Here is a 19,426-nt window from a genome sequence, read left to right as displayed (position 1 = left end):
CGCCGCAGCCCGCACCGTGCTCGGTCTACCCCTCGACGGCCGCTGGCACCTGGTCGACCACGGCCGGATCCACATGCTGCAAACCCTGCCGGAGCAGGGCGTCGGCGCCCTCGCCAGCGTGCACTTCCCCGTCGCCGGCGGACGGCACCCCGGCGAACCCGACGCCGGGACCCCCGGCGGCTACGCCCTGCTCGCGTTCACCACCGACGGCGGCGGCGACGGGCGTACCCGCCGCTGGCACCGCGACCTCGCCGGCCGCGCCGGCGCGTGGCTCACCAGCCGGCGACTGCGCTGGACCTGGTCCTACGACGACGGGCCCTACGCCGTTGGCTACGCCCCACACACCCCGGCGGTGACCCGATGACCCACCGTCCGTTCGCCACCTACGTCACCGGCACCACCGACGAGTACCGCCTCGATGTCGTAAACGACCCCGAGGTCGACACCCCGCAAACCGTCGTCTACTTCACCGCCCGCGACATCGACGCCGCGTGCCGCCAGGCGCAGCGGCTGCTCGACGCCGTCGACGGCCCCGCCGACCGGTTCGGCGAGCTGTACGTCCACGACGGCGACGGCACCGCCCTGTACTGCGACACCATCCACCTGCCTGCGTGAGGAGCCTCAACGTCGCGCACGGGCGGCCCGTCACGCCGGGCCGCCCGTCGCGCTGCCCACGCCCGAAAACCGTTACGCCGCAGTGCCGTCCGGCTCGTCCCGATATGTACCGAATGAGGCCGGCGATCTACATAGGACCGTCCGCGACGGCGCGTGTTGGTGTCCCCACGGCGGCGATGATCGCCGTAAGATCCACGGGTTATATCCGGACTTTGATCTTGAGGGAGCGCCCGCGCTCAACCCCTAACTGCAGACAGCAAGAGAGCCCCACACCCCTGTTTCGTTTGGCCGCGAGGACGGGGTCTGAGGCTCCAACAAGCTCGGAGGACACCATAGCACCCACCTCCGGGCTGGGTGCACTTTTGTCTCTCGACACCTTTTCCGCGTGTCGCGGCGACGCTTGTCCACGCCCAGTCCCCTCGCGCGTTGCTGCCGCAATCGCGGCCGCTGAACTTGGCTCAGGACGCACGCCTGCTCGGTCTGCGGCGGTGCCGCGATGATGACGGCACCGCACCTGAGCACGCTGCCCGCCGACCGGGTGGCCGCAGCCGGGCACTGCCCGGTCTGCGCCACCGTCGGCCGCGCAGTGCTCGCCGCCCCCGGCCGTGATCGCTGCACGGTGCACCTGGCCCGCCCGGCACTGCTGGTCGAGACGACCCGCACCGGGCAGACCCGCCTCGTCGCCCCCGCGGGTGCCCGCCGCCGACCGGTCTACCCCACCGGTGTCCAAACGCCGTGTGCGCCGTGCGCGGCCGCCGGCGTGGACCGGCAGGGCCTGCCCCGCGACGGCGACGGTTCGGACGCACTGTGCATGTCCTGCTGGCGAGCTCGCACGGAGCGGGAACGCCGCCGCGCGGCGGCCGAGCTGCGCGCCGCCGTGGATGTCGTCGACGACGCCGATCGGGCATGCGCGGCGTGCGGTGAGCCGGATCCGTCGCCGACGTGCTGGCTGTGTGGCTACTCGTGGTTGGCCGCCGCCCGCGCCGCGTTCGAGCGGGACCAAGCCGCCGAGGCCGCCGCTGTCGAGCAGCGGTTCGTGCTTCTTGCCGAGCGTGCCGGGGCCGACGACTGGGTGGCCGAGTTGGCCGCGTGGGTGGATCGGCTGCGGACCACGGTGGAGTCGTACGCAGCCGGTGGCGGTCGCGGCCGTGCGGTGGAGCTGCTGGCGGACCTGCTCGCTCGGGATGCGGCGGCGCGGGTGTCCAGGCGTGGCCGCCCCTCGATGCTGCCCAGGGTCGCCGGCGTGCTGGCCGTCGACGCCGACTACCGCTCCGGGCGTCGTGCCCTGCCTGGCCGCGCCCGCTCGGCGGAGCTGGCCGACTGCACGCCCCGCGCGGTCACCGCGGCGTGGGCCCGGTGTGAGGCTCTCGGGTGGGCGGTGCGGACCCGGCAGGGCCGCCGGCTGTCCCTGGCCCAGCGCACTGAGTTGGGCCGGTACAACGACCGCGCCGAGTTCGACCTCGCGCCGGTGCATCGTGACCCGGCCGCCCGCGCCCCCTACGTGCCCCTCGCTCTGCTGGTGCTCGACGAGCTGCTGCAGCACGCCCTGGCGCTTCTGGCTGCCGCGCAGGACGACGTCGATGCGCTCGTCGCCCGTACCGCCGGCGTGGTCGACCACGCCGCGCTCGCCCGCCGGGTCCAGCTACGCCAGGCTGCCGAGCGGGCCCGCGAGGTGCTCCTGACCGACGTCGAGTCCATCGCCGCCGCCCAGATCGAGACCGGGAATTTCTTCCCCCCCCGCTTGGCGTCTCAAGGTGAGTACTTAAGTTCCTGTTTGTCTCGGGGTTTTGCTCAGCCTCCATCGATTGCTCACTCCGCGCCGGGGGGCCGAGTCGGGGGAAGATTGGCGCTTCGCGCTCACCAGCAGAAGGAGTGCCACGATCCGTACGGCGTCCTAGGCCGATCGAGAGGGCGTGTGCGCCGTTACGGCGGACTCGGCCCGCTCCGCAGTGGGCCGGATGGGCGTACGACCTGGCACGGGCCGCACAGCGGGCTTGGAAATGGTTGCAGGCGGCACCCACGCCCCGGGTGGCGGCAACCCTCGGGTCTCGGCTCGGTCCGGGCTGGACAATGCCGGACTTGCTCGACTGGATCCGGCAGAGCCGTGGCGGCCGGGAGTTGCTCGACGCGCCGAACCGGCCGCTGGGCTACCTACGGTCGCTGCTCGACGAGTCGCTGACCGGCGACGCTGAGCCGCCGCACCCGGCCCGCCGCTACGACGCACACCGCGACCAGGTCGCCGCCGCGTGTCGGCGCGACGTCGTCGACCAGGCCGCCGCAGTGGCCACCGCCCGGGATGCCGCCCGCGCCGAGTGGCACAGCCGCGAGCAGGCCCGCCAGGCCGAGCGCGCCGGGCCCGGCACCGGCCGCCACGCCGCCCTAGCCGCCGCCCGCGCCGCCGCGCGTGGCGACCACGCCGCCGCTCGCGCCATCGCGGCCACCGACGTGCAGGACTGGCCGGCGGTTGCCCAGCCCGGCGCTGGCCTTCCCCGACTCTGAACCACTAACCCCGCAACGCCCCCGGTACCTAAGTACGGCCCGGCCCCTGAAATCATCTCTGCGGCGATCTCAGGGGCCCATTTTTGCGATCATGGCAGAACAAGATCAGATAGTATCAATTTTCTAAAACTGAGTAATCATTACTATTTCCCGAAAATAGGAAATGGAGTAGGATGGATGCATGACGGAGACGAGTACGGCAGCGGGCCCTCGGGGCGTGCAGCCGACCTGCAAGTACGACCAGCGGCCCCTGGCCTACGCGGGCAAGGGCCGACCGCCGGAGTTCTGCCCCGATGACGACCGACGCCACCCGGGCGGGAAGTCCTGCCGGCAGATGTACGCCGAGCAGCGGCAGGCGGAGCTGGCCGCTGGCCTGGACAAGCCCCTGGCCGCGTATCGGGAGGCGACGGCGCGGGTGTTGCCGGCCGTGCAGGCCCTCGCCGGCGAGCTGGGCACGGTGGTGGACGCGATGCGCGACCTGGACGGCTCGGCGGTGGCCCGGGTGGAGCAGGCCGAGGTCGCCGCCGTGGCCGCCGTGCAGCGCGCCCAGAGCGCCGAGGACGACCGCGACAGGGCACTGCGTGACGCTCGTGCCGCCCGCGCGGAGGCGGCCACCGCGGTGGAGGCCCGCAAGGTCGCGGAGCGGCGGGCCCGTGACGCCGAGGCCGAGGCCGAGCGCGTCCAGCGCGATGCGTGGCGGCAGGTCGCCGACGCCCGCGAGGCCCAGGGCCGCGCCGAGGCCGCCGCTGGCGAACGCGCCCAGGCCGTCATCACCGAGACCGGCCGCCGCGAGGCCGCCGAGCAGCGTGCCGCCGACCTCACCGACCAGCTCAAGACCCTGCGCCGCGACCTCACCGACGCCCAGGCCGAGGCCCGCAAGACCGACAAGGCCCTGGCCGACGCTCGCACTGCCGGCGAGAAGCTGCGCGCAGACCTAGCCGCCGCGATCCGCCGCGCCGAGGCCGCCGAGGCCCGGGTCGGCGCCCTGACCAACCAGGTCGACGAGCTGCGTCGGGACCTCACCGACGCCCACACCACGATCCGCGACACCGACGCCGCCCGCGCCGTCGCCGTAGCACGCGCCGAGCTGGCCGAGGACCGGGCCGCCCACATCTCCGCCGACCGCGACAGCGCCCGCGTTGAGCTGGCCGACCTGCGCACCCAGCTCACCGACGCGACCGCCCGCGCCGCCGCCGAGACCGCCCGTGCCGGCGCCATTCAGGCCGCCGCTGATGCCGCAACCGCCGAGCGGCGAGCTGCCGAAAAGGCCCTCTTCGAGGCCGAGGCCCGCGCCGAACACCTGCAGGCCCAGCTCGACCAGGCCCGCACCGACCGGCCGGGCGGCAATCGGTGAGCGCCGTCCCCGACGTCAACGCACAGCCCCGGTAGCGGACCTACCCCGTGGGCCATCGGCGCGTCCGGTGCCCCGGCGGGAGTGGCCCGACCCGGACCACGTGGGGGGCGGGCCCTGCCCTCGAAAGCCGGCCCGCCACCACTCTTCTCCCGAAGGAGCTGATCATGAGCCGCGCCCGATACGAGCAACTCCAGCAGGACGCCACCCGACGCCGGCACGCTGCCGAGGACCAGGTGCTCAAGGCTGCCGGCGAGCTGCGCACCGAAGACGACAGCATCACTGCCCGGATCGTTCGGGAGACCGCGCAGGACATCCGCGACCACCGCTCACGCTGACCATGAAGGGCGAAGAGCCGACGCCATCGGACCTCCCCGTTCGCGCGGTCGGGGTCGTGCTGGAACACGACCCCGACCACTACCTCCGGATCCGAAACCGCTGAGCCCCGAGACACCGGAAGGCAGCATCATCATGACCGACCACCCCCGCCTGCCGAGCCCGCAGGGGCTCGCCGGCAACACCACGCTCGATCCCGCCGCCACCGGGAACACGACCGTGCCGCAGCTGGTGGTGCTCATCGGCCCCGCCGGCGCCGGCAAGTCCACCTACGCCGCCGCCCGCTACCAGCCGCACCAGGTCTACAGCCTCGACCAGCTACGCGCCGTCGTCGCCGACGACGACTGCGACCAGGACGCCACCACCGACGCCCGCGCGATCCTCGCGGCCATCCTGGAGGCCCGGCTGTCCCGCCGACTGGTGACCGTCGTCGACGCCACCAACGCCGGCGTGGCCGACCGGGCGTGGCTGCTCGCGCTCGCCGGCCGCCACCAGGTGCCCGCGACCGCCGTGGTGTTCACGACCCCGCTTCGGGTGTGCCTCGCCCGGCAGGCCAACCGGCCCGGACCCGCCCCCGGCCGGCGGTGGGGACGCGCCGTGCAGGCCGCCGCCGTTGTCGAGCAGCACGTCCGTACCCAGGCAGCCCTGGCCACCCTGACCGCCGAGGGTTTCACCCACGTCACCGAGATCGACACCCACGCCGACGTGCTGTAACAGGCCGTGCCTGCCGTGCGGTGCCCGTCGACGGGCACCGCACGGCAGGCACGGTGTCGGTGGGCTGCGCTACGCTGCCCGCACGGCTGTCGCGCCAGCCGATCCAGGAGCCCATGCCCCGCCACGCCGGGGCCCGGGCGACGAGCGGAGAAGACGTCTCAGACTCAGCGCCTCACCAACTCTCACCGCTGTCGGGCATGACCTCGTGTCGGTGGGGTCGGGCGTGGGCGCACCCCGCCGAGGAACGAGCTGAAATGCCGAAGACCAACCGCAAGCTCGCCCGCGCGGTGATCGAGCGCCGCGACAGCACCGGGGAGACCTACACCCAGGCCCGCGAAGGCGTGCTGGCCACCCTGACCCTGCCGGAGACCGAGCGCCAGGCGCACGCCTTCCGTGCCGCCGTCGCGCTGCGCATGGCCCACGCCGGCGAGGACGCCGACCAGGCCGCCACCGCCGTGGAACATATCCGCGAACTCGCCGAGTGCAACGGCTGGCCCTTCGCCGACGCCCAGGCCGCCTACGACGACCCCGCCAACCAGGTCATGTGCACCACGTGCGGCTGGACCAACGGGATGGCCTGCCCCGAGTGCCCCGGCTGCGGCTGCTACAACGGCCAGTGCACCGGCTGGCGCCACGGCGAGTTCATGGACGACGACGAACGCCGCGCCCGCAACGAGTGCCCCGACTGCGGCGGCGACAGCACCAACCACTACGAGTGCCGCTGCTACGACGATGAGGCCTGACCCGAGCCTCGCCCTGGCGGCCGGCCTGGCGGTGTTCCCGCTGCCGGCCGGCGCCAAGCGCGCCGCCCCAGGCTGGCCACGCCAGATCACCACCGACCCCGCCGACGTCGCCGGCTGGCCCGACGGCGTCAACATCGGCGTCGCCTGCCGCGCCTCGAACGTGGTCGGCCTGGACCTGGACCGCAAGGACGACGTCGACGGCGTCGACACCCTGCGGGCGCTGTGCGCCGCCGCCCGCTGGCCCTGGCCGGACACCCTCACCGTCGCCACCGCCCACGACGGCCTGCACCCGTACTTCCGCGCCCCGACCGGCGTCGTGGTGCCCAGCTCGATCGGCCGGTGGCCCGGCATCGACGTCCGCGCACCCGGCCACCGCCTCGGCGGCTACCTGGTCGGCCCCGGCTCCGTCGTCGACGGCCGCCCCTACACGATCAGCCGCGACCTGCCGATCGCGCCGCTGCCCCACTGGCTCGCCGCTCGGCTAACCGGCTCGCACCACATCACCGCGGTGGTCACCCCGTGATCCGGGTACGCCTGGTCGCCAGCGACGTCGACGAGCTGCACGCCGCCACCGCCGCCATCGCCCAGGCCCTCACCATCACCCACACCAGCCGACCGGTCCCCCGCCGCAGCGGCGACGGCGTCTCCCTCTACCTGCACGCCGCACTTCCCACCGGTACGCCACCAGACAAAAAGCAGAGATCGTGATCGACATCGACAACGCCGCGGCGACGTACGGCCAGGACCAACGGCGGCTTCCCGGCGGCGGGTTCACCTGCGAGCGGCCGGACTGCACCCACGTCAACGGCCGAGCCGAGCTGATCGAGCGCGACCGGGCGCAGGAGCTGGCCGACGTCGGCCAACAGCCCCCGATCCCGGTCTCGGACCGCACCCCCGGCCCGGCACCCTTCTGAGTGCGCGACGTTGCTGTACGTAATGGTATGACAGGAGTAGCCTGATCAGTATGACAAAGCGCCGAGTGACCGTCTCCGTGCCCGAGGACGTGGCCGAGACCCTGGAGCAGCAGCCCAACGCCTCCGCGTACGTCGCCCAGGCCGTCCGCGACCGCAGGCGCATGGACGAGTTCCGTGCGCTGATGGCCGATGCCGGGGTGCAGCTCACCGAGCAAGGCATGGCCGAGGCCCGCGCCCGCCGGCTACAGGTGCAGGCCCAATGGCCCCACGAGCGCTACGACGCCGTACGCGACCGGGTGCGCCAACACATGCAGGATGAGGCGGACGACGCCAGCCGGCCGGCCGCGTGAGCACCGAGGACGAGCAGCGCCCGGTCGCGCTGGTGCTGGACCGATCAGCGCTGCTGGCCTACCCGTACTCGATCCACGTCGGGGAACCCATCGGTGAGGTCATCACCGATGGCCAGCGCTTCGGCGTCACCGCCGTTACTGCCGCTGAGGCCCTGGAGCTGGCCGCCGACGCCAAGCACCGAAATCACCTGTACCGGCTGCTCAGCCACGACTCCTGTGCACGGCTGCCCACCCGGGGCGAGTCGTGGCAGGAACTGTCCTACTGGCGTGGGCTCACCGGCCGCGTCGACCTGGCCGCGACGGTGATGGCCGCCCTGGAGCACCGAGCATCGATCCTGACCAGCGAGGGCAACCGGTACGGGCCCGAGGGGCACCTGCCGGTCATCCACATGCCCGCGTAACCGCAGGCCACAGCGAGCCAGCACCAAAGGAAACACCCGTGCCCCCCAGCAACTCGGGGACACGGGTGCTCTCGTTGGCTCGACGTCGACCAGGCCGCCTCGCCAAGCCCGCCGAAGTCGCAGGCCGCCGGTAGGAGCCGTCACCGAGACGGGGTACATAGCAGCGGCCCCCGGAAGACTGCATCCCCGGGGGCCGCTGGTATGCCAAACGCCTACTGCGTCGCTTCCTGGCTGTCCGATGCCTCCAGGAGGAGGTTTGCCAGGGTTCGAAGATCCTCGGGCGTCATCTCCGCCCGTAGTGAATCCGCGACCTTCTCAGGAGTTCCGCCCAGGCGCCTGATGGCAGAGGCTGCTGCCGATTTTCGTGGACGCTCACTCTTCTCGCTGCTGCCCTCAGGGCTCGCAGAGTCGGCAGTCCCGTTAACCGCGGTTAATTTTGGCTCGACCGGGGGCTGCTGTCGCTGACGCAGTTCGTCAAGCTGATCTGCGAGGGGAACTTGGTGGAGGTCCCGGACATCTCGGAGAGGTACCGCGCCGGACCTCAGCATCGCTTGCAGCTCTGGCGCAAGCTTTAGCAGATTGAGCCTTTGAGTCACCCAAGCCGGGGTGCGGGACAGTCGCTCGGCGGCGGCCTTGCCCGTCCCGCATTCCTGCACCAAGAGCTGAACCGCACGGGCCTCCTCGATCGGGTCCAGGTTCTCCCGATCGAGGTTCTCGGCCGCAGTGGCACTGACCCATGCCTCCCGGCTCTCGGCCAAGCTGTTCTTGACGACGATGTCCAGCGTCGGTTGTTCCGCCAAGAGCGCGGCGGCGCGGCGCCTACCGCCGGTGACCTGAACCCAGGTCGCCCTGCCGATGGCAGCCTCGTACTCCGGGTAGATACGCAGGAAGGCTTCCCGGGATACCACCGCACACGGCTGGAGCTGGCCGTGCGTGCGCAACGAGTCCGCAATGCTCTCGATTTTCGCGTGGTCGGCGTCAAGGTCTCGGGTGTTCAGTGGGTTGGCCGCGACCTGCTGCACGCGAGCCGTGCGTGGCGCCGACTCGGCAAAAGCCGGAACCCGTGCCTCAGGAAGCGCTGGCTCGGTGGCGAGGTCCGACAGGTTGACTCGCTTCCCTGCCACGTCAGACCTCCTGGAGGTTTGGCGCGCCGGCCTGTGACGGGATTGGCGCCGCCCCGCCGTAGCCCATCTCCAGCGCCAAGCGGAAGAAGTCCTCGCGCGCTTCCATCGCCACGCGGTTCCGCGGGTACTGCGTCACCACCATGCCCTCGGCAGACGCACGGGAGTGCAGCTTGTACCGGCGGATGACTGTATTGCACATGGGCCAGCCCTTGCGCTGGATGAACTGCGCGGTCTGCTGCAGATCGGGGAGTCCGTCACGCGGGTCCCAGCTGTTGACGACCACCCGGTACGGAATCCCGCGCGGCGCGATAACCGCTTCGATAGTTCTGGTGGTCGGGTCGTAGCAGAGCGGCTCCGGCACCATTGGCACGAGAACGTCATCGCACTCATCGAGCGCGACCTGGAGGATGCGCTCATCCTCGAGCGAGCCCGGCGTGTCAACGAAGATGTGCTCGTAGTGCAGGTTCCGCAGCTTACGCAGGTCGCGCGGGTCGTCGACCTGGGCGAAGTCGAACGGCAGCCCTCCCTGCTGCTCCACACGCCGTGACCACCAAACTGACGAGGCTTGGGGGTCGGTGGACGCAACCATTACCGGGCTCTCCGGATCACCGATTGCCTCGGCGGTCGATTGGAGGATCGGCTCGGGGTTGACCAAGACGTCGTAGGTCACCGCTGCCAAGTTGACGGCGAGGGTGGTTTTACCAACGCCGCCCTTCTGGTTGGCGATGACATGTACCTGAGTCATGACGGGCTCCGTTCCGTTTGCTTCCCCTGGCCGTTTGCGGCCGGGGTACTTCGGATGTCCGCCCATGCTAGGGCGAACTCCGGCCTGCTCAGAAGCCTGGCCCCGTCGGGGAGTGTCTTGGTTAACCGCGGTTAATCGCGTACCTAGCTCCAGTCCATAGTGGGGCCTGGTGGTAGCGGGTAGTTCGGTGCGTCTTCGAGAGGGAAGTGAGCGGCTGTCGCCCTGGCCCGCACTCGTTGCCACCGCACTCGAAGCCCTCACCTGTCACAGCATCGTTCGGGCGTTCCCGGGCAAACCGAACTTGTAACCGCAGAAGCGGAAGATATCGGCTCGTCGATGAAGCAAACCTGCGCGAGGTGCTCAAGGTGCCCGGTCGGTCAGGTAGCGCTAGGTCGCGTCCTTACCGACCTGACCCACGGCTGGCGTCGGCTGCCAGGCCCAACGCCTCGGGGTGGCGTTACATCGTCGAGGCTGGCTCGCGGTAGGCGGTTTCTGCGAAGGCGTTGAGCAGTGTCTCGGCAGTTAGCTGTAGGTCAGCCAGTTGGGCCTCGACGGCGGCGGGGTCGCGGTACCGATCCTCGTGGGCCAGCGCCCGGGCAAACTTCTGTACTGCGTCCTTGAGGCCCTTGAGCTTTTTCCTGTTGACGACCCGGGTGCCAAGAGGGGCAGTACCTGCGGAGTCGACCACGTGGGACGGATGTACGAGCACCGGCGTTATTTTTGCGTCGCCGCCGTAGTTGCTGCGGCACCAATTGACTGAGCCGCTGAGCTGGTTGATGTGGTCCTTCCAGATCTTCGGCGCGGTTGCGCCGGTCTTCGCCTCGATCACTACATACCGATGCCCGCCCATGCTCCACAGCACGTCCGGTCCAGAATTGAAGTCGCGCTCTGGCTGCTGGACGGTGAATCCCAGGTGTTCGCCCAACTCGGCCAGAGCTGCCTCCGCCTCGGCTGTGCGTGTGTTGTCCCATGCGATGTCGTCTAGCACGGCGGTGACGCCCAGTATGAGCTGCGGACCGTTGTCGTACCGCTTGGTGAGGAAGTCAACGGCCTGCTGTGCTTGCGATGACGGCACCTCGATGCGCTGGAAAGCCACGCCGCCCCGGGGGCGTAGTACCGCGCGGTTGGCCTTCCTGGCTTCGGACAGGGCCTCCTGTGCTCCGGCTGTGTCGACGGCGTGTAGGTACGTGGCGTAGGTCTCCCCAAGCCAGCCGGCGAGGGCTACGTCCCCGGCTTTATGGGCTTCCTCGACCGCTTTTCGGGCGTGGATCACCGCCTCGCTGAGCCGGTCTTGGGTGGCGTGGTTGTAGGCGTGGCGCAGGTGCACGTCCCACGCCGAAACGGATGCGGGACTGTAGGTCGCGCCCAGGAGCACTTCGCGGGTCAGGGCTCGAAAGCCCGGATCGTTGCCGATTACCTGCTCCATCACCCCGCCGATTGCGTTGATCGTGACGTCGCCGTCTTCCTCGAGTTGCCGGGCGACTTGGCGGGACAGGTCCAGTTGAGCGCGGGTCGCCTGCGACATGCGGCCGGCGATCTCCGGACGGGCGATCAACTGCGTCAGCCGGGAACCGAGCAGCAGTACGGCGCACCGGTCATCGCGGCTGCGCACACCTCTGCCCATGCCTTGCTCCAGCCGCTGCAACTGGCGGGTCACCATCGCTTCGCTGTCGCGCAGTGCTGTCGCCTCGCGGCGCTCGACGCCGGTGTAGGCGAAGGGCAGGCTGTCGATGATCAGCAGTCGGCAGGCGTCGTCGGGCAGGTCGATGCCGTCGTACTGGTTGATCATGACGACCAGGCCGACGTGCCCGGTGGTAAGCCGGGAGACGGCTGCGCTGATGTCGTCAGCCGTGCTGATGGTCAGGTTCGCCTCCGCCGCCCACTCGCGAGACTTTGGGTGGGAAGGCACCAGTACCACTACGTTGTGCGTCTTGGCGATCTGGAGGGCCAGCGCCCGCACCTGCTCGTGATCGATGTCAGGGTTCAGCTCCTGCGGGGACAGCACCAGCCGGTCGCCGAGGTCGGCAGCGCTCTCGGGAACGATCGACTTGCCGACACCTTCCGGGTCGGCGTCGAAGTGGGTGACCAGGACGCTGTCGTCGGCCAGCGTTGCGGTTAGATAGATGCGCCGCTTCGCCTCCGCGAAACTGGGGATCTTCTCGATCGGTGGGCATAGCGGCACGATCTCGAACTGGTGGGCGGTCGCCACGGCTTGGCACCACGGAAGGATGTCGGCGATCAGCGGCCACGACCACATGAGCGTCGAATCGTCACGGTGCGGGTGCAGGATCTGCATGACAGTCTCATGCTTGTCTTGCCAACCCCAGAACGGCACCGGCACGACTGCACTCGGGTCTGCGGTCTCAATGCCCAAGAAGCCGTTGAGGTCCTGCGACTTGAGTTCCTCCGTGAACAGGTCCACCAGTTGGTTGTAGGTTGGATGGCTTCGGGGGATGTGCAGGCGAGTCTTTTCCTCCGTCGACGCAAGCGCTGCGTGTGCATCGTCGATGACAATCGATCCCACGGTGATCGGCTGACGCCTGCCGGGCACGGACAGACCGAACCGTGTCCTGCCATTGACCAGTTTGTTCATGGTGGTCACACAGATCGCTTCTCCAGAGAGGAACTTCACCGCCTCTGGATCATCGACCACGGCCAAGCCCAGCCGGGCTGCTTCGTCACGCACCCGCGCCGCCAGGTGGGGGTGCGGGGCCAGATACAGCGCCGGCCCCTTCTTCTCGTGTAGGCAGCACTGCAGAATCAGCAGTCCGACGACCGTCTTACCGCCGCCGGTGTTGGTCTTGATGACCACGTCACGCCGGTCCCGCACAGTCGACCAGGCGTCCAGAACCGTCTTCTGCACCGCCCGCAGATACCCGTACCCGCCGGCCTTGTTTGGCAGCGCGTCGAACAACGCGGCTGGATCGGTGATCTTGTTGATCGCGTTGCCAGTCGAAAGCCGACCAAAATCGAACCTCACGGCCCACCCCCTCTGCCCAAAGCCCCGGCGATCCTCCCATGAAGGCAGATCCGAGCCCAGACGGTGCCAGCCAAGCCGAAACTCACCTACACCCACGGCTCCGACTAGCACTCGACGTCCGACACCAGGGTCATCGTCACCACCGCCCCGGAGTCGCACTGCGTGCTCGGCGGGCTGCTGGGGCTTATCTGGACTTGGTGTCGAGGCTGCACAGTTCGCAGGAGTCACCGCGGCGTATCGCGTCCAGGTCGGCTTGGGTGGCCAGGCGAACGTCCGAGTGCGTCGCGGTGTCCACCGACGGTCCGGTCATCGGCCCGTGGTCAAACTCGTGCCAAATGAGCCGGCAGTCGAACTCGGTGTTGCCGTAGTGGATCGGGTGGCCGCACCGGGTTGCGTAGAGCACCCAGCCGCCGATGTAGCCGTCAGGGTTCGCGGGATCGGTCACCCTGGCATCGTTGCAGCGGCACCACCCGTCGCGCCCAGCGGTATGCCAGCCCGGTGCTTACCTGGGCGCGGCGGCTACGGTTCGTCGTACAGGGCGGTTACGTTTCCCGCCGTGGACGACGTGAGCAGCCTGCGGTCCTCGGCGACCGCCTTCGCCGAGCAGCACGCCATGACGGTGGTGCCCGCTGTGCCGCTGCACGATCTCGGGCCCGAGGTGCAGCTCGACGCGGAGGTCATCGACCTGCCGGGCTTCCTGGCCCTGGCGCAGCGGATGGGTGCGCCAGCCCTGTATCTGGAGGTCGACCCGTTCGACCCGGACCCGGCCCTGGTGGCCGATCCGCCACGGCACCTGCTCGCCCGCCGCGGACAGCTGCACGGCATCGAGATGGCGTTCGTCGCCGGCGGCGTCGTGCACTTCTGGGAGCACACCGCGTCCTGGTACACCGAGTGGGAAGACCTGGTCGACGCGAGCCGAGCCGCTGTCCGTGATGAGGACGTCGACGACGACCGGCCGCGCTGGCTGACCGAGAGCGAGAGGGCCGAACTGGCCGAGCCCGCCGTGCAGGCCCTGCTCGCGATGCCCGAGTTCCGCGTTGAGAAGCCTGGCGGCGGCCGATACCGGTTCGCGCAGCAGCACCTGCCCGCCGACATCGACGAGCGCATCACGCACACGGCCGTGCGGCTGGCTTGCGACCGCGCCGACGAGCTGACCCGGCAGCGGTACGCCGACATCGACGACCACTACGAGCAGCTTGCTGCGGACCTGCTCGCCGACTCCACTTACCAGCGGGCTGGGTCGGCCGCTGCCCGCAAACAGGCCGCCGAGCGGTTCCTCACCATCTGGGCCGGCGGCTGGGCTCCCCCCACCGTTGCCCGCGAAGAGCTCTACGCCCGCGCCCAGCGACTGGCTAAGACGGCAGCTCGCCCGCCGGCCCTGTACTGACCAGCAATCCCGGTGGAGGGGCCCTGCTTCATGCCTGGCTGGTCGCGGGTCACCGAGCGCCGCCGTCGTCCCCGATGATTTGGTTGAACAGCGCGATCGCGCCGCCGGCCGCCGCGCCGCCGGTAAGCAGTGCCTTCGCCCAGCCTCCGCCGGACGCGATGGTCAGCCCGGCGGTCGCGCTGCCGACCAGTGCGCTCAACGCCAGGATGATGCTCGCTCGGACGCTGAGCAGGTAGGGGCGGCTGTCGGTCTGCGGCTGCTTCGCCACGTCGACTCCAATTCAGATTGGGCCTTGACTCCGCAGCAGAGTACACTATGGTTCGTAGTCGTACCTGACTCCATTTCGGAGTTAAGCGAGAGATGGGAATCAGGGAGTGCCAACGCTGGATTCCGATAGCTCGGTCGCGGAGTACTTCGCGATCAACCTGCGCAAGACCCGTGAGGCGCGGGGTCTGTCCCAGGCCGATCTGGCCCAGCGGGTCAAGGAACTTGGCCACCCCTGCACTCAGGCAACGATCTGGAAGCTTGAGCAGGGGCACCGCGAGCCGAAGCTCACCGAGGCTGTCGCCATCGGTGGAGCGCTCGGCCTGTGGAGGTGGACGGAACTGACCGTCAAGCCCGCCGAGTTCAACCTCGCGATAACCGTCGATCATTGGCGCCGTCGGGCTTATGAGTCGGCCGCGCAGACCCGCGCTGCTGCCGCCGCCCAGATCGAAGCACTGGAGAATCTTGCGGTCGCTGTCCGTAGCGCCCTGGACGCCGGCCTGTCGGTGAAATGGGCGGAAGGCCGGTCCGGCGGTTGGCTTGAGTTCACGCCCGAGATGACGGTCCTGCGTGAAGTGCTAGCCGCCCGAGTTGCCGTGGACGTGGAGGACGACGAACACCACCGCCGGACTGCCGAGCAGGAACGTCTGGCGGCGCAGATTCTGAGCGCCCTCGAAAGCTCCGGGGTGCCGCTGGCGGTCACGCCTGAGGACGTCAGGTTCGTGCCAGGTGATGATCGAGAGCGCGACGACGATGGCGACGCGGCTGGCTGACCCCGGCCGTCCAGATGCTGCCGACGATGGCCGGCCCCGGCGCGCCCAGTTCTCGCCGGGGCCGTCGGCCGCTCTCCAATGCAGCCAGCGGATAACTATCCTTATCCGCTGAGTCTGCCTAGGATCTCAGCGGATAACGTCTTTAAGGCGTGGCTGAAAGTCCGGCCCAAACTCAGTGGATAAGAAGGGTGGTGGACCGGATGGCCCGCACCGCGACCGCGAAGATCGTCCCGCTGCGCCCCGCTCACCCGGAGGCGGCGGTCAACCGGGCCCTCGTGGCGCTGCACCGGCACCTCGACCGGTGCGCCCTGGCCGCCAACACCACCAAGGCCTACCGGGCCCGCGCCCGCGCATACGCCGCCTGGCTCGCCGCGCACGCCGACGAGCACCCTGACGCCTTCGTCGACCAGGTCGGCGCCGAGGCCGCCGTCACCGCCTGGCGCCGGCACCTCATCGCCACCAAGGCCAGCCCGTCCACCGTCAACCAGGCCCTCGCCGCCGTCGACCTGCTCTACGAGATCGGCGCCGGCCTGCGACTAAAGGTCAAGCGGGCCCGCGTGCCCCGCCCCGGCGAACCGGACGCGCTCACGCCGAAGGAGCAGGGCGCGGTGGAGCGGGCCGCCGGCCGCCGCGGAGCCCGCGACGCCGCCATCGTCGCCGTGCTGCTCTACACCGGCGCCCGCGCGCAGGAATGCGCCCGCCTCGACGTCGACGACCTCGCCCTCACCGCCCGCACCGGCACGATCCGCCTGCACGGCAAGGGCGACGAGGTCCGTCACGTGCCGGTCCCGGCCGCCGCGCGCGAGCGGCTTACCGCCTGGATCCGACACCGCGGCACCGAGCCGGGACCGCTGTGGACCGGCCAGCGCGGCCCGCTTAGCGACTCCGGCGTCGCCCAAGTCGTCCTCACCGTCGGCTCCGCCGCCGGACTGCCCGGCCTTCGCCCGCACCGACTCCGCCACACCTACGCCACCCGACTACGCCAAGGCGGCGCCGACCCCGCACAGGTCCAGGCCCTGCTCGGCCACGCCTCCCTCGATACCACCGCTCGCTACTTCCGCGCCGGCACCGCCGAACAGGCCGCCGTCGTTGAGCGCATCTTCGACTGACCCTGTCGTGAACCCCAAAACCGTGCAGGACAACGTGAGTGATCGTGGATCACGACTGTCGGAGCCGAGTACGGTATCCGATCGTAACTTCGACAAACGCAAACAGGCTGGCAGGGAGGGGCATCCGTAATAACACGCATGACGTTGTAAGTAGTAGAATCCTATCGAGCGCGTCAGGCAGTGAACCGACTGTCGAACCGCTGGAAAGAGCGGCGGCCCCGGAGCGCGAACTCCGGGACCGCCTTGGTGGATCAGATGAACGGGTGGTACTAGACCGCCTGCAGCGTCACGCGGTCCTCATCTCGTGCCCCGAGATGGGGACCGTTCCGCTTCCCCCGCAGGTGCCGGCATCGCGTCACCTGCCTGGGGTGTCGATGCCGTTGATCAGCATCACCAGTGAGGCGACGATCCGCAGGATCACGGCCACCGCCTCTCCCACCGCCAGCCAGCGCTTGCGCTGCCGACCCGTCGGCAGCGGCATCGACCTCCCTCGCAGGAGTCTCTGCCACCACCATCTGTGTTGCCTCACTGCCCTACCTCCGACTCGTAAATGTGCGGCCCGGGGTGTCCGGCGCACCGTTTTCGAGACGTGTCGGGGTCGTGCAGTGCCTCGCACCAATATCTTAACGTCCGTCCACGACGGATGGCCGGCGCACCCGCGCCCGCCCCTCCCGGAATGAGCTATGAATACAGATCAGTGGGCGAACGGTACGGTGACGGTCATGGATGATCCGGAATTCGGGTACGGCAAGGGCCAGCGGCCGTTGTGGTCACCGCGCGACCGCGACGCGGAGGCGATCCGGCGGACATTGCGCCGAGGTGGGTTCGTCGACTTCGACGAGCGTCACCTCGATGGGTTCGCCGTCGAAGGTGCCAACACCAGCCAAGACGGCACCGAGCCCTTCGTTGTCTCGTACTGCGGCACACGCTTCCCCGAGACCGTGCAGCGCTACCAGCAGGTCCTAGAGCAGGCTGGGTACCAGGTGAGCGTCAACCCGCAGGACGCCCAGATCCTGCTGGTGCAGCGACCACCGATGGAGCCGCCCCCGAGCCCGGACCGGCCCCCGATGACCGCAATCGTGTGCGCGGTGCTGGCGGCGGTCGCGCTGGTTGCCTCCTGGGTCGGCACTGGACCGGTCCGCACGACCGCAGGAATCAGCTCGGCGATCCTCGGCGTGCTCGCGGCCTTCCTCGCGGCCTCGTGGTACCGGCGTCGCCTCGACGAGCAGGCCGGGGGACGCCCCGGCACTGCCACGTAGCAGGGCCCTTCCACTCACTGCGGCGCGCCGGTGCTGTGGATTGAAGCGAGTCTTCCACAGGCCGGTGCCGGCGGGGTGGACGGCGAGGCAGTGGTGACGGGAGGCTGCGCGCATGGAGTTCGCGGACGCAACAAGCGCGCTCAGCGCGAGACTCGCCGCCGGCAACGACGACCTCGCTGCCGCCGGGGCTATTCACCTGGCCATCGAAGCCTGGAAACACCTGTCTGGTGCCAACACCGCATGGGACCAGTTCGGCCTGGAGGTGCTCGACGTCCGAGGCCGGCTCTACGGCGACGACGACGTCATCGTCGATACGGCCGTCCCGGACGCCGACGGACCCCAGATCCGGGCCGCGGTGAGGGACCTCGTCGAGCACCTCGCCCAGCACCACGATCGTCGCGCCGCCGACCCCCACGACGGGCTGGCTCAGCGCCTCGACCACGACGCTGCCGCCCAGCAACTGCGCCGGGCAGCGGCGGCCCTGGCATGACAGTCGGCTTCTGGCACGCGGAGGCGCAGCGGGCGGTGCGCGCGGCCACCGCGGCGATGAGCGGACATCGCGCGAGCACCACTGCTGAGATCAACGCCCTGGTCAGTGCCCGGTCTGATCTCTACCACCAACTGGCCAGGGTCACCGAGTTGCTGGTCGGCGGCCGGCCCGCCGCCGAGGTGCCGGACCGGGCGGCGGCTGCGCTGATTCTCGGACGACACGGGCAGAGCCTGACCAGGTTCTACGTGGGATTGCGGGCCGCCGCGATGGTGGCCGAGCAGTACCCGCCGGCACCGCTCGTCACCACCGGTCCCGCGCGCTCCCTACGCCGAGCCGTCGACGCGGTTGGCGTCATGGGCGACATCATCGCCAGCCACGTCCCGCTGGGACAGCGTCCAGGGACACCGGAGGGGATCGCCATTCGGGCCGGCGGTGGCGTCCAAAGGGCGCTGGGCGACCTCGCCCAGCTCACCGTCGACGCCGTGCGACTCGACGGCAGGGTGCCCGCCTGGCTGGACCAGGGTGGACCGGCGGCGCAGACGTACCGCCCGGTGGCGGAGACCGCCAGGTGGACAACCGGCAGTCGGCTCGGCGCCGTCGCCCGCGAGCTGGTCGCTGCCGCGAAGGCTCAACCTGGCCTGGACGAACTCGACATCGCCCGGTCGCCGCTGCACCCAGCCCCAGCGGTGGCCACCGTCGATGCGGCGATCGCCGCCACGCGGGCCGGACGGTCCTGGCTCTGGCAGCATCCTGACCAGGTCACCGGGGCGCATCTGCAGGTCGGCACCCAGCTCGGTCTGGCCGTGCACGTCCTGATGGCCCACGGGAATCCGGAGATGATCGGCGGCTGGCGGCAGGCAGCCATCGCCGCTGCCGACCTGCGCGCCACCCCGCCGACGGGGCTCGCTCGGGACGCTGCGGCGGAGTTGGGCGAGGCCCTGCGGTGGACCCGCTCGCTGCTGAACCCTGATGCTCACGACCGTGTCCGGCACATCGGGGACCTCGCGCGCCTCGGTACTGAGCTGCCGCTGCTCGCCGTCACCCTGCACCGGGGACTGCGCAGCGCTGTACAGCGCCATGACCTGTTCGTCCGGGGAGAGTCTGCCCTGCAGCGTCCCGCCGGGTCGTTGGTCTACCGTGCGGCCCCGCGCTGGCGGCCGGCGACCGCTGACGACGACCTGGTGCGCGACCTCAGCCGAGCGTTGTCGCAGAGGCTCAAGCCGAGTGCCGCCAGCGTGGCCGCCCAGGCGTTCCCCCGCCCGGCACGGCCAGGAGCGCCGGCAGCGGACAGCAGTCCGAGCCGGGCGCCGCGGCCTTCGCCCGGTAGGGCGGCCGGGCAATCACGGTGATGCACGCCGCCGGAGACCGACGT

Annotated in this window: 25 protein-coding genes; 19 read left to right on the top strand and 6 right to left on the bottom strand. The window is 70.1% G+C overall.

All coding sequences use genetic code 11. From position 1 onward, the window contains the following. The 13 genes from GA0070606_RS32285 to GA0070606_RS00275 all read left to right on the top strand — a co-directional run. Window positions 1-364, top strand: a 364-nt coding sequence (locus GA0070606_RS32285; RefSeq protein WP_176737164.1) for a hypothetical protein, incomplete at its 5' end; no start/stop codon positions are given. Beyond that, on the top strand, window positions 361-615 hold the full coding sequence (locus GA0070606_RS00330) for a hypothetical protein (RefSeq protein ID WP_091094497.1): 255 nt from the start codon (window positions 361-363) through the stop codon (window positions 613-615). The genes GA0070606_RS32285 and GA0070606_RS00330, both read left to right, overlap by 4 nt. Before the next feature lie 496 nt (window positions 616-1,111). Further along, a complete protein-coding gene (locus GA0070606_RS00325) occupies window positions 1,112-2,794 on the top strand; it encodes a hypothetical protein (RefSeq protein WP_091094496.1) in 1,683 nt (560 codons plus the stop codon). Continuing rightward, window positions 2,686-3,114: a hypothetical protein gene (locus tag GA0070606_RS00320; protein WP_245724502.1), complete on the top strand. Its 429-nt coding sequence runs from the start codon at window positions 2,686-2,688 to the stop codon at window positions 3,112-3,114. Before GA0070606_RS00325 ends, GA0070606_RS00320 begins: the two co-directional genes overlap by 109 nt. A gap of 181 nt (window positions 3,115-3,295) precedes the next feature. After that, on the top strand, window positions 3,296-4,468 hold the full coding sequence (locus tag GA0070606_RS00315; protein ID WP_141721474.1) for a coiled-coil domain-containing protein: 1,173 nt from the start codon (window positions 3,296-3,298) through the stop codon (window positions 4,466-4,468). A 164-nt stretch (window positions 4,469-4,632) separates the two neighbouring features. Then, window positions 4,633-4,803 carry a hypothetical protein gene (locus tag GA0070606_RS32280; RefSeq protein ID WP_176737163.1) on the top strand — a complete coding sequence of 57 codons (171 nt, stop codon included), beginning with the start codon at window positions 4,633-4,635 and terminating at the stop codon, window positions 4,801-4,803. Window positions 4,804-4,936: 133 nt separating this feature from the next. Further along, window positions 4,937-5,515, top strand: coding sequence for an AAA family ATPase (locus GA0070606_RS00305; RefSeq protein WP_091094493.1), 579 nt, complete (start codon window positions 4,937-4,939; stop codon window positions 5,513-5,515). Between the two features lie 254 nt (window positions 5,516-5,769). Further along, on the top strand, window positions 5,770-6,258 hold the full coding sequence (locus tag GA0070606_RS00300; protein ID WP_091094492.1) for a hypothetical protein: 489 nt from the start codon (window positions 5,770-5,772) through the stop codon (window positions 6,256-6,258). Then, window positions 6,248-6,781, top strand: a complete 534-nt coding sequence (locus tag GA0070606_RS00295; protein ID WP_091094491.1) for a bifunctional DNA primase/polymerase — start codon at window positions 6,248-6,250, stop codon at window positions 6,779-6,781. The genes GA0070606_RS00300 and GA0070606_RS00295 overlap by 11 nt, the downstream gene beginning before the upstream one ends. After that, window positions 6,778-6,966 carry a hypothetical protein gene (locus GA0070606_RS00290; RefSeq protein ID WP_091094490.1) on the top strand — a complete coding sequence of 63 codons (189 nt, stop codon included), beginning with the start codon at window positions 6,778-6,780 and terminating at the stop codon, window positions 6,964-6,966. The genes GA0070606_RS00295 and GA0070606_RS00290 overlap by 4 nt, the downstream gene beginning before the upstream one ends. Continuing rightward, complete coding sequence (locus GA0070606_RS00285; protein WP_245724501.1) at window positions 6,963-7,172, top strand: hypothetical protein; 210 nt, start codon at window positions 6,963-6,965, stop codon at window positions 7,170-7,172. The genes GA0070606_RS00290 and GA0070606_RS00285 overlap by 4 nt, the downstream gene beginning before the upstream one ends. A gap of 50 nt (window positions 7,173-7,222) precedes the next feature. Further along, a complete protein-coding gene (locus GA0070606_RS00280; protein WP_091094489.1) occupies window positions 7,223-7,522 on the top strand; it encodes a hypothetical protein in 300 nt (99 codons plus the stop codon). Beyond that, window positions 7,519-7,923: a hypothetical protein gene (locus GA0070606_RS00275; protein ID WP_091094488.1), complete on the top strand. Its 405-nt coding sequence runs from the start codon at window positions 7,519-7,521 to the stop codon at window positions 7,921-7,923. The genes GA0070606_RS00280 and GA0070606_RS00275 overlap by 4 nt, the downstream gene beginning before the upstream one ends. Before the next feature lie 212 nt (window positions 7,924-8,135). On the opposite strand, the gene GA0070606_RS00270 is transcribed toward GA0070606_RS00275, so the two are convergent. The 4 genes from GA0070606_RS00270 to GA0070606_RS00255 form a co-directional block, all read right to left on the bottom strand. Next, window positions 8,136-9,047, bottom strand: coding sequence for a ParB/RepB/Spo0J family partition protein (locus tag GA0070606_RS00270; RefSeq protein ID WP_091094487.1), 912 nt, complete (start codon window positions 9,045-9,047; stop codon window positions 8,136-8,138). A gap of 1 nt (window position 9,048) precedes the next feature. Then, window positions 9,049-9,792: a ParA family protein gene (locus GA0070606_RS00265; RefSeq protein ID WP_091094486.1), complete on the bottom strand. Its 744-nt coding sequence runs from the start codon at window positions 9,790-9,792 to the stop codon at window positions 9,049-9,051. A 457-nt stretch (window positions 9,793-10,249) separates the two neighbouring features. Further along, window positions 10,250-12,772 carry a helicase C-terminal domain-containing protein gene (locus tag GA0070606_RS00260; protein ID WP_091094485.1) on the bottom strand — a complete coding sequence of 841 codons (2,523 nt, stop codon included), beginning with the start codon at window positions 12,770-12,772 and terminating at the stop codon, window positions 10,250-10,252. A gap of 184 nt (window positions 12,773-12,956) precedes the next feature. Beyond that, a complete protein-coding gene (locus GA0070606_RS00255) occupies window positions 12,957-13,217 on the bottom strand; it encodes a hypothetical protein (RefSeq protein WP_091094484.1) in 261 nt (86 codons plus the stop codon). 111 nt (window positions 13,218-13,328) lie between these two features. Here GA0070606_RS00255 and GA0070606_RS00250 point away from each other — a divergent pair, with 111 nt between their 5' ends. After that, window positions 13,329-14,159: a hypothetical protein gene (locus GA0070606_RS00250; protein ID WP_091094483.1), complete on the top strand. Its 831-nt coding sequence runs from the start codon at window positions 13,329-13,331 to the stop codon at window positions 14,157-14,159. A gap of 49 nt (window positions 14,160-14,208) precedes the next feature. Here GA0070606_RS00250 and GA0070606_RS00245 read toward each other — a convergent pair whose 3' ends face one another. Next, window positions 14,209-14,427 carry a hypothetical protein gene (locus GA0070606_RS00245; RefSeq protein ID WP_091094482.1) on the bottom strand — a complete coding sequence of 73 codons (219 nt, stop codon included), beginning with the start codon at window positions 14,425-14,427 and terminating at the stop codon, window positions 14,209-14,211. A gap of 106 nt (window positions 14,428-14,533) precedes the next feature. Here GA0070606_RS00245 and GA0070606_RS00240 point away from each other — a divergent pair, with 106 nt between their 5' ends. Next, a complete protein-coding gene (locus GA0070606_RS00240) occupies window positions 14,534-15,196 on the top strand; it encodes a helix-turn-helix domain-containing protein (RefSeq protein ID WP_091094481.1) in 663 nt (220 codons plus the stop codon). A 188-nt stretch (window positions 15,197-15,384) separates the two neighbouring features. Beyond that, the gene (locus GA0070606_RS00235; RefSeq protein ID WP_091094480.1) at window positions 15,385-16,305 is read left to right on the top strand and encodes a tyrosine-type recombinase/integrase; all 921 of its coding nucleotides are present in this window, start codon (window positions 15,385-15,387) and stop codon (window positions 16,303-16,305) included. 355 nt (window positions 16,306-16,660) lie between these two features. Here the strand turns inward: GA0070606_RS00235 and GA0070606_RS33630 are convergent, their stop codons facing one another. Further along, a complete protein-coding gene (locus tag GA0070606_RS33630) occupies window positions 16,661-16,786 on the bottom strand; it encodes a hypothetical protein (protein WP_281190533.1) in 126 nt (41 codons plus the stop codon). Between the two features lie 241 nt (window positions 16,787-17,027). Here GA0070606_RS33630 and GA0070606_RS00230 point away from each other — a divergent pair, with 241 nt between their 5' ends. The 3 genes from GA0070606_RS00230 (at window position 17,028) to GA0070606_RS00220 (ending at window position 19,403) form a co-directional block, all read left to right on the top strand. Continuing rightward, window positions 17,028-17,564: a hypothetical protein gene (locus GA0070606_RS00230; protein WP_141721470.1), complete on the top strand. Its 537-nt coding sequence runs from the start codon at window positions 17,028-17,030 to the stop codon at window positions 17,562-17,564. 112 nt (window positions 17,565-17,676) lie between these two features. After that, a complete protein-coding gene (locus GA0070606_RS00225) occupies window positions 17,677-18,054 on the top strand; it encodes a hypothetical protein (protein WP_091094478.1) in 378 nt (125 codons plus the stop codon). Then, on the top strand, window positions 18,051-19,403 hold the full coding sequence (locus GA0070606_RS00220; protein ID WP_141721469.1) for a hypothetical protein: 1,353 nt from the start codon (window positions 18,051-18,053) through the stop codon (window positions 19,401-19,403). The genes GA0070606_RS00225 and GA0070606_RS00220 overlap by 4 nt, the downstream gene beginning before the upstream one ends. Window positions 19,404-19,426: the final 23 nt, after the last annotated feature.

It is taken from the genome of Micromonospora citrea, from assembly GCF_900090315.1.
Lineage (GTDB): Bacteria > Actinomycetota > Actinomycetes > Mycobacteriales > Micromonosporaceae > Micromonospora > Micromonospora citrea.
Note: the sequence above shows the minus strand (reverse complement) of the source record. Positions and strands in the feature narration are given on the sequence as shown.

Coding starts and splice junctions, on each gene's coding strand:
- GA0070606_RS00330 (WP_091094497.1), top strand. CDS start 361: ATGACCCACCGTCCGTTCGCCACCTACGTCACCGGCACCACCGACGAG.
- GA0070606_RS00325 (WP_091094496.1), top strand. CDS start 1,112: ATGATGACGGCACCGCACCTGAGCACGCTGCCCGCCGACCGGGTGGCC.
- GA0070606_RS00320 (WP_245724502.1), top strand. CDS start 2,686: ATGCCGGACTTGCTCGACTGGATCCGGCAGAGCCGTGGCGGCCGGGAG.
- GA0070606_RS00315 (WP_141721474.1), top strand. CDS start 3,296: ATGACGGAGACGAGTACGGCAGCGGGCCCTCGGGGCGTGCAGCCGACC.
- GA0070606_RS32280 (WP_176737163.1), top strand. CDS start 4,633: ATGAGCCGCGCCCGATACGAGCAACTCCAGCAGGACGCCACCCGACGC.
- GA0070606_RS00305 (WP_091094493.1), top strand. CDS start 4,937: ATGACCGACCACCCCCGCCTGCCGAGCCCGCAGGGGCTCGCCGGCAAC.
- GA0070606_RS00300 (WP_091094492.1), top strand. CDS start 5,770: ATGCCGAAGACCAACCGCAAGCTCGCCCGCGCGGTGATCGAGCGCCGC.
- GA0070606_RS00295 (WP_091094491.1), top strand. CDS start 6,248: ATGAGGCCTGACCCGAGCCTCGCCCTGGCGGCCGGCCTGGCGGTGTTC.
- GA0070606_RS00280 (WP_091094489.1), top strand. CDS start 7,223: ATGACAAAGCGCCGAGTGACCGTCTCCGTGCCCGAGGACGTGGCCGAG.
- GA0070606_RS00265 (WP_091094486.1), bottom strand. CDS start 9,792: ATGACTCAGGTACATGTCATCGCCAACCAGAAGGGCGGCGTTGGTAAA.
- GA0070606_RS33630 (WP_281190533.1), bottom strand. CDS start 16,786: ATGCCGCTGCCGACGGGTCGGCAGCGCAAGCGCTGGCTGGCGGTGGGA.
- GA0070606_RS00230 (WP_141721470.1), top strand. CDS start 17,028: ATGGATGATCCGGAATTCGGGTACGGCAAGGGCCAGCGGCCGTTGTGG.
- GA0070606_RS00225 (WP_091094478.1), top strand. CDS start 17,677: ATGGAGTTCGCGGACGCAACAAGCGCGCTCAGCGCGAGACTCGCCGCC.
- GA0070606_RS00220 (WP_141721469.1), top strand. CDS start 18,051: ATGACAGTCGGCTTCTGGCACGCGGAGGCGCAGCGGGCGGTGCGCGCG.